Below are 7,908 nucleotides of genomic sequence, written 5' to 3'. Positions count from 1 at the left end.
GAGAAAAGTTTATACAAAAAGGTAGGGCAAAGGCTTCATAGAAGTGAGGTGAAGTTATTAGATGGAAAACAAAGAAGGTAAGCAAAAGGAACAAGGGAAGCAGATAGTAGAAGAAGAGGATCTTAAAGGGAAGATACTTCTCCTAGAGGAGAAGATTAAAGAATGCGAGAAAAGAGCTGAGAACTACCTAACTCAGCTCAAATACCTTCAGGCTGATTTTGAAAATTATCGTAAAATGTTTGAGGCAGAGGTGAGTCGTAGAGTGATGAGCGCAAAGGAGGGCTTGATCCTCGCGCTTATCCCAATCAAAGAGGATCTGGAGCGGGCTATACAGGCAGCCGGCGAAGATTCTCCTTTATTAAAAGGAGTAAAGATGGTTGCTGAAAACTTTAAGGCAGTGCTTGCAAAAGAGGGGTTAGAGGAGATAGAGGCTCTAGGAGCTAAATTTGACCCAAATCTGCACGAAGCCCTTAGCTATGTAAGTAAGGAAGATTCTGAAGACGGTGTTATAACTGCGGTGATCAGAAAAGGTTATAAATTGGGGGGTAAAGTTATAAGAGCAAGCCTAGTAGAGGTTAATAAAAGGCGAACAGAAGCGCAAGATTATGGTAATATAGAGTGAAGAGAGAGGAGGTGGGGGTTATGGCGAAGATAATTGGGATAGATTTAGGGACCAGCAACTCAGCAGCTGCGGTACTCCTAGGAGGTAGGCCAGTCATCATACCTAGTGCAGAAGGAACTACTATAGGTGGGAAAGCGTTCCCATCAGTAGTAGCCTTCACCAAAGATGGGCAGCTCCTAGTAGGTGAACCTGCTAGGAGGCAAGCGATAACTAATCCAGAAGGAACCGTCTTTGCCATCAAAAGAAAGATGGGTACAGATTATAAGGTGAAGATATTTGGCAAAGAATATACGCCTCAGCAGATCTCTGCCTTCATACTCCAAAAGATCAAACGAGACGCAGAGGCATTTTTAGGTGAGAAGATCGAGAAAGCGGTGATAACCGTACCAGCATATTTCAACGATAACCAGAGGCAAGCTACTAAAGATGCTGGTGAAATAGCTGGTTTAGAGGTCGTTAGAATCATAAACGAGCCTACAGCTGCCGCGTTAGCTTACGGTTTAGACAAGGCGGGTAAGGAGCTTAAGATCATGGTCTTTGATCTCGGAGGCGGCACGCTTGATGTCACTATCTTGGAGTTCGGCGGCGGCGTCTTTGAGGTGAAAGCCACAAGTGGGGACACTCAGCTAGGTGGAACTGACATGGATAACGTGCTCACCCAGTACCTCATCGAGCAGTTCAAGAAGGAGACAGGCATAGATATCTCTAATGATCGGATGGCTGTGCAGAGGGTCAGAGAAGCTGCTGAAAAAGCGAAGATCGAGCTTTCAACACTTCTCACCACCGAGATAAACATACCATTCTTAGCAAGTGATGCAAGTGGTCCCAAGCATCTAACAACCACTCTGACCAGAGCGAAGCTTGAGGAACTTGTTAGACCTATTGTGGAGCGGTGCAGGGGTCCGATGATGCAGGCGCTGGCTGATGCGAAGATGAAGCCGGAGGATATCGATAAGATAATACTAGTAGGCGGACCTACGAGGATGCCTATCGTTAGGGAGTTTGTGAAGCAGGTTATGGGCAAGGAGCCTGAGCGCGGCATAGATCCTATGGAGTGTGTCGCTATGGGTGCCGCTATACAAGGTGGGATAATCGCAGGTGAAATAACCGATATAGTCCTATTGGACGTAACCCCCCTCTCTCTTGGTGTTGAAACGCTAGGGGGCATATTCACTAAAATCATAGAGCGGAACACAACTATACCATGTAGGCGCAGCCAGATCTTCACAACAGCTGCAGACTTTCAAACCACAGTAACGATTCACGTGCTGCAAGGTGAGCGCCCTATGGCTGCAGACAACATATCGTTAGGCATGTTCCATCTTACAGGCATACCCCCAGCCCCAAGAGGTGTACCTCAAATAGAAGTTACATTTGACATCGATGCTAACGGCATCTTACACGTTACAGCGAAGGATCTGGCTACCGGAAAAGAAGTGAAGACCACAATAACCGCAGCAACAAAACTCTCAAAGGAGGAGAAGGAGAGGCTCATTAAAGAAGCCGAAAAGTTTGCTGAGGAGGATAGGAAGAAGAAGGAGCTGGCTGAGGCTTTGAACGCTGCGGATTCCGTCCTATACACGGCTGAGAAGACTAAAGCTGAGCTGGCATCTAAGATGACTCAGGAGCAGCTATCCAAACTCGATCAAGCGATGAAGGAACTTAAGGAAGCTATGCAGAGCAAGGATCTTCAGAAGATTAAGAGTAAGACCGATGAGCTCTCAAAGGTTCTGCAAGAGATCGGCACCTACGTCTACCAGCAGACCGCTCAGCAGAGATCCGCTCAAACATCAAAACCACCAGAAGGGGATAAGAAGGTGGTTGACGCAGACTATAAAGTAGTCGATGAGGAAAAGCGTTGAACCTAATTGAGCAGCAACAGAAAAAAGGACTACTATGAAATACTTGGCGTGCCTAGGAACGCTACAAAGGAGGAGATAAAGGCAGCGTACCGAAGGCTCGCACTACAATACCACCCTGACAGAAATAAGTCTCCTGATGCAGAGGAGAAGTTTAAAGAGATATCTGAAGCCTACGCGGTTTTATCTGACGATGAGAAGAGAGCGCAGTACGATCAGTTCGGTCACGCTGGCATAGATGGTAGGTACACAGCCGAAGATATATTCCGAGGAGCAGACTTCGAAACAATATTTAGAGACTTAGGCTTCGGCTTTGACTTCGATGACCTTTTCTCAAGGTTCTTCGGAGGAAGACGCGTATATGAGGAAGCTAGAGGCAGAGATATCTCGATGACCCTAACCATAACGCTTGAAGAAGCCGCAGCAGGAACCACGAAAGAGATTCAAGTGCCTAGAACAGAGCGATGCAAAGCTTGCAACGGTAGCGGCGCCAGACGTGGAACCTCACCAACAATTTGTTCACGTTGCCAAGGAAGAGGTCAAGTACAATACATACGTAGGATGGGGGTTGCGCAGATAATCACATCCACAACCTGTGATGTCTGCGGCGGACGCGGTTTTATCATCGAAAACCCTTGCTCAGAGTGTAGAGGTACTGGTTTAGTTGAGGTTTATCGGAAGATAAAGGTTAGTGTGCCAGCAGGGGTAGATGAAGGCTTTACGCTTAGACTCAGAGGTGAGGGAGATGTACACCCAGACACCAAGAAACCTGGAGACCTCTATCTAACGATCTCCATAGCGCCTCACAAATACTTTAAGAGGGAGGGGGATGATTTGATCTTTGAAGCCTACATAAGCTTTCCTCAAGCCGCATTAGGGACTGAGATAGCTGTGCCTACTTTAGATGGGCATATGTGGCTCAAGATACCTCCAGGGACTCAGAGCGGTACCATCTTTAGATTAAGAGGGAAAGGTATGCCTAGACTCAACAAGTATGGTAGAGGCGACCTTCTAGTCAAAGTTAACATTAAAGTTCCAACCAAGCTTAGTGAAAAGCAGAAGGCTCTTCTAAGGGAGTTTGAGAAGGAACTCGAATAGTGTTTATTTGCATCTACCGCACACATATGGCTGCTAAAGTCAGATCCATAGGATAAGTTGCTTAAGACGATTATGCCAACCATATTACCAAGGGAGTAGATTTAAGATTAGGTTTCTTAATGCGGGTTGTTGTTCTGCTCTTCTGGTGTTTGTGTAAATCTCTTCTTCAATATGGATAAAGCGGCTTCCACTGCTTCGACGCCTTCCTTTGTTAAAGGTAGCTTTAGATGAATCTCGCCGGCTGTAAATTCTATGTAGCCGCTTGGCCTTTCCTCAAGGCTCTTCTGCTGAAGCTTGGGTTCTTCTTTCGTAATAGGTTTAGAGGTTAGTGGTAGTAGATCGTCTTGGTAGGCTCGTCTAATCCACTCCTCTTTCGCCCTAGCTTCCTCTAGGGTTGCTCCTGTTATCTTCGCTAGCTCCTCAACCAAGCCCTGTTTTGGGAGATCTACGCCGAACCTTAGGTAAAGTTCTTTCCAAAGAGGGATGTTTGTAACCGCTCTCTCTAAGGCTTTCTCTTCTTCACTTCTATCTTTCGGATAAGCTAAAGAGGCGCCTAATTTGCTGATGTGGATCTTGCCTCTTCCATCTATCAACCCATACGCTCTAAGCGCAGTAAGCTTTAGTAAGAAGGCTCCGCTTTTGGCCGATGTGTGATTAAGCGCGGTGGCGACTTCATTTAGATCATTAACCTCATTGTCTTGGAATCTGTTATACAGTCTTCTAACTACATCAATAAGAGTAGGATAGAGCCGAATGGGGGGAACACTATATCTTCCGATCCGCAAGTTTCTTAGATCCTCTTAATCACCGAAGGAGCGTTCTAAATATTAACGTTACTTCTATGCTGTAGGTGCTTAGATGGCTTCTGCCACCTTGTATGAATAAGGTTAGCGAGTGTGGGTTATAGAGGCACTTCTAGGATGTTTAGCTTAGGGTCGTTTAGTAGAGATTCGAGCCTACTCTTCTCTACTCTACTTAGACCAGAGCACTTATCGTCTAGGAGCCTCTTACCTTTGTAGGCTGTGGCAACGAAGGTTCTAACTATGCTGATAAGTTTGGTTAGTGGTTCTATCCCGCCAGCTTGGAGGTATATGGTGAGGTCGTCGATGAATAGTGCATCTGGAGGATTAGAGGCTATGCTTATTAAAAGAGGTTTGATGGTTGAGGCGTTCTTGGCCGCTAACTCTAAGACCTCTTCTCTACTTCTGCCTTGAAGCCTTGGTGCAAAGATTGTGCTGGGTCTAAGGTAGTTTACTTGGTGTAGCCTTCTGGAGTAGGTTTTGACCGAGGCGCCTATGGTTTCGAAGCCTATGTGCACTTCAGGTGCGAGGTCTAAAACGACCACTTTAAGATCGGGGTCTGAGGCGGCTTCATCGACGAGGGAGGCTAGTAGCTTAGTCTTACCAACCCCGACGTCGCCAGTTATAACGACTCTTTTACCTAGGAGGTCTTTAAACCGTAATCTTAGCAAGCACACCCCGCTTCTCTAAGGCAACTAGTACAATAAAACCTAAAACCGCGCCTGGTATGCTGCTGGCCCAAAAGGCGGCTAAGAAGAGCTGCCACTGAGCGGTTAAACCTAGCCAAGCCCAAGCTGCTGCTGGCATGGGTGGTGCGTGTATGAGCGGTGCGACTATGGAGGCGCTTATTAGGGCGCCGATTCCTGTTCCGATGGGTTCGGTTAAAGAGATCCAGCTGCTTTTATGCAGGTATCTGTGGAGTAGCCCTACGACTAGTGCTCCTGGTATGCCTCCTGGGAGGGCGAAGATGGTTCCTGTGCCTATTGAGATTCTAAGTAGTCCTGTGGCTAGTGCTGCTGCGGCGGCATACCAGGGTCCTAGGGCTACGCCTAGGATTCCGTTTATCATGTGTTGGAAGGGGAAGACTTTTGTTGGGCCTATTGGTATGCTCCCTGGGTAGATTGAGAGGGCTACGCCTAGGGCTATGAAAGTTGCTAGTAGGGCTATCTTCTTTGCCTCTGCTTCTCTTTTAGCGGGTTTTTGGTGTGTAGAGGTGTTGGTTGTCACGAGATAGGTTGCTCGATTTTTTCTTATAAGCTTGTATATAACCTGGTTATGGTTGGTGTATGGTACCGCCGCAGAACTTTGTCACATATTTTACTGCTAGGTCGGCGGCTTGGAGGAGCGTGTCTTTGCTGAGTCCTGGTACACCGCAAGCGACTAAGGCGACGTTTTTTGTTTGTTCGGTTACTTTTGATCTTTCGGCGTCTCTGTAGGGGTAGACAGCTATTAGGTCGCCAGCATCATCTAAGACGATTTCTCCTCCTTGGAGTGTGATGGGTTCTTTCATTCCTATTCCTAGGAAGGTTTCTCCTTTCTTTGCTGTTCGCATGATGACTTCGCTGCTTTGGATTTTGTCTTCGTCGAAGGCTGCTAGGGCTACTTCGCTGAGTATGGATGCTAGGTTGTATGCGTCGACGAGTGTGTTGATGGTTGGGAGAGGTTTCCCTGCGAGGGTTCTTCGGATGAGTGCTTCTGATGCTGGTCTGTTCTTGGTTGGGTCGACGCCTATGCGCCAGAAGAAGTCTCTATACGCTCTAAGTGTTGGGACGTCTTTGAGTCCTTCGATGGCGTATTTGCTTTTGACTTGGTTGCAGACTTCTTGTTTGATGTGCTCGAGCTCTTCATCAGAGGGTTTTACTTTGACGCCTCTGACGCACTTGACTACTACGTGGAGGTCTGGGAATCTTTCGGAGACCGATTTATTGATTACTATCTTCAATTCTTCTTCAGTTGGGGGAGTTGTGTTGGTAACCCTTAAAACCTTAACTTGGTGGAGCTTATGTTGGCCCCAGTAGCTCAGCCTGGTTAGAGCGTCGCTCTGGTAAGGCGGAGGTCCCGGGTTCAAAGCCCGGCTGGGGCTTTAACCTAAGAAAATTACTAGATGTGAATGAAATATTTGTTGTTTCCAGACTAGCCTTTTTAGCTTGGTGTCTTATAGAGGAACTTATACTTTTACAGACGCATGGATCACAAAGACATCTTGGAGAGAGATACCATCAAATACTTTGGACAATAAGGTTATATTTACATATAGACTACAATCACAAAAAAGAAGAAATTAAACAGGCTTTTAGAAAAGCCATCAAGGGGAATCCAAACTAAGAACTCATTATTAGAGACCACAATTTTACAAAAATAGGGTGTGGGGCGGTTTTACCGCCTTCTTATTAGGATGACTATTTCTATGACGAGTGTGATTACTACTAGGGCTGTTACTACTAGTGTGAATGTTGATGTTGTTGCGATGCCTGTGTTTATGTTGTTTACTGTGTCTGTTAGTTTGTCTACGCTGCTCTTTACTCCTGATATGCTTCCTGATAGTGTTGTTTGGGCTGATGATACGGCTGACTTGACGTCTGTTTGGGCTGATGAGACTGCCGCTTTAACTGAGTCTTCAACGCTTTTGACGCTTCCAGCGAGCGCTGATTGGGCTGCTTTGACTGAGTCGTCTACGCCTTTTATGTTTGCTGCGAGTGCTGTTTGGGCTGATGAGATTGCGTCTGTTATGGTTTTCTGGGTTGTTGCTAGGGCGTTTTTGATGTCTGTTTGGGCTGATGATATGGCTGCTGTTATTGCTGTTTGTGCGTCTGTTACGGCTTTTGTGACTGTTGTTTGTACTGTGTCCATTTTTTGTGATAGGTTTGTTTCTACCTTTGTTAGTTGGGTTGATAGTGCGTCTACTTTGGTTGCTAGTTCTGTTGTTGAGACTTGTTCTACTCCGAATTTGGCTGATGCTGTTATTCCTGCTCTGTCTTTGGCTACTATTGTGTAGACTTGGCTTTGGACTGCTGGGACTTTGAATGTGCCTGAGATTGTGCCTGTTGGGGTTACTGTGCCTGCTGCTAGGGTTACGGTTATTCCGCTCCAGTCTATGGTTAGTGAGTATGAGGTGTTTGGTGTGAAGTTTGTTCCGCTGTATGATGCTGATGCTCCTGGTGCTGCGTGGTCTGGTGTTATTGTGAGTGTTGCTACCATTACTGATATTGTGTATACTGATGTTTTGGCTTCGTTGGTTGCTGTGTCTGCTGCTTGTATGTAGTATTCTACTCCTTCTCTGGTTACTGCGGTTGCTGGTATGGTTGCTGTGTATGTGTCGCCTACTGCTGTCATCGCTATGGTTGTGTAGTCTGCTGCTCCTTTGGTTCTGTAGTTGAGGGTTGCCGATTTGACTTCTACGTTGTCTGTTATTGTTGCTGTGATTGTTATGGGTGTGTTTATTGTTGCTGTGGTTACTGGTGTGTGTGCTATGGTTGGTGGTGTGTTGTCTACCCTGTATGTTGCGGTCTTTGTGGCTGTGTTGCCTGCT

General features: G+C 46.4%; 8 protein-coding genes and 1 tRNA gene. 4 read left to right on the top strand and 5 right to left on the bottom strand.

Translation table 11 applies throughout. The features are described 5' to 3' along the window. Window positions 1–61 precede the first annotated feature (61 nt). Genes HA494_07615 through dnaJ form a run of 3 tightly spaced genes read left to right on the top strand, consistent with a single transcriptional unit; the run spans window position 62 to window position 3,579 of the window. On the top strand, window positions 62–622 hold the full coding sequence (locus tag HA494_07615) for a nucleotide exchange factor GrpE (GenBank protein NHV97631.1): 561 nt from the start codon (window positions 62–64) through the stop codon (window positions 620–622). 20 nt (window positions 623–642) lie between these two features. Then, window positions 643–2,484, top strand: a complete 1,842-nt coding sequence (gene dnaK, locus HA494_07610) for a molecular chaperone DnaK (protein ID NHV97630.1) — start codon at window positions 643–645, stop codon at window positions 2,482–2,484. Between the two features lie 6 nt (window positions 2,485–2,490). Beyond that, entirely contained in the window at window positions 2,491–3,579 is a 1,089-nt protein-coding gene (gene dnaJ, locus HA494_07605; protein NHV97629.1) for a molecular chaperone DnaJ, read from the top strand. 116 nt (window positions 3,580–3,695) lie between these two features. Here dnaJ and HA494_07600 read toward each other — a convergent pair whose 3' ends face one another. The 4 genes from HA494_07600 to HA494_07585 form a co-directional block, all read right to left on the bottom strand. Beyond that, window positions 3,696–4,364 (bottom strand): hypothetical protein, encoded by a 669-nt coding sequence (locus tag HA494_07600; GenBank protein ID NHV97628.1) that lies wholly within the window; start codon window positions 4,362–4,364, stop codon window positions 3,696–3,698. Between the two features lie 116 nt (window positions 4,365–4,480). Continuing rightward, window positions 4,481–5,050, bottom strand: coding sequence for a DUF87 domain-containing protein (locus HA494_07595; GenBank protein ID NHV97627.1), 570 nt, complete (start codon window positions 5,048–5,050; stop codon window positions 4,481–4,483). Next, on the bottom strand, window positions 5,031–5,606 hold the full coding sequence (gene thiW / locus HA494_07590; GenBank protein NHV97626.1) for an energy coupling factor transporter S component ThiW: 576 nt from the start codon (window positions 5,604–5,606) through the stop codon (window positions 5,031–5,033). Before thiW ends, HA494_07595 begins: the two co-directional genes overlap by 20 nt. 46 nt (window positions 5,607–5,652) lie before the next feature. Next, entirely contained in the window at window positions 5,653–6,321 is a 669-nt protein-coding gene (locus HA494_07585) for a hypothetical protein (protein ID NHV97625.1), read from the bottom strand. Between the two features lie 66 nt (window positions 6,322–6,387). Here HA494_07585 and HA494_07580 point away from each other — a divergent pair. After that, a tRNA-Thr gene (locus HA494_07580) sits at window positions 6,388–6,462 on the top strand. 293 nt (window positions 6,463–6,755) lie between these two features. Here HA494_07580 and HA494_07575 read toward each other — a convergent pair. After that, window positions 6,756–7,908, bottom strand: a 1,153-nt coding sequence (locus tag HA494_07575) for a hypothetical protein (GenBank protein ID NHV97624.1), incomplete at its 5' end; no start/stop codon positions are given.

The organism is Nitrososphaerota archaeon, from assembly GCA_011605775.1.
GTDB lineage: Archaea > Thermoproteota > Nitrososphaeria > Nitrososphaerales > JAAOZN01 > JAAOZN01.
The sequence above is the reverse complement of the archived record's forward strand: the minus strand, read 5'-3'. Positions and strand labels throughout refer to the sequence as shown.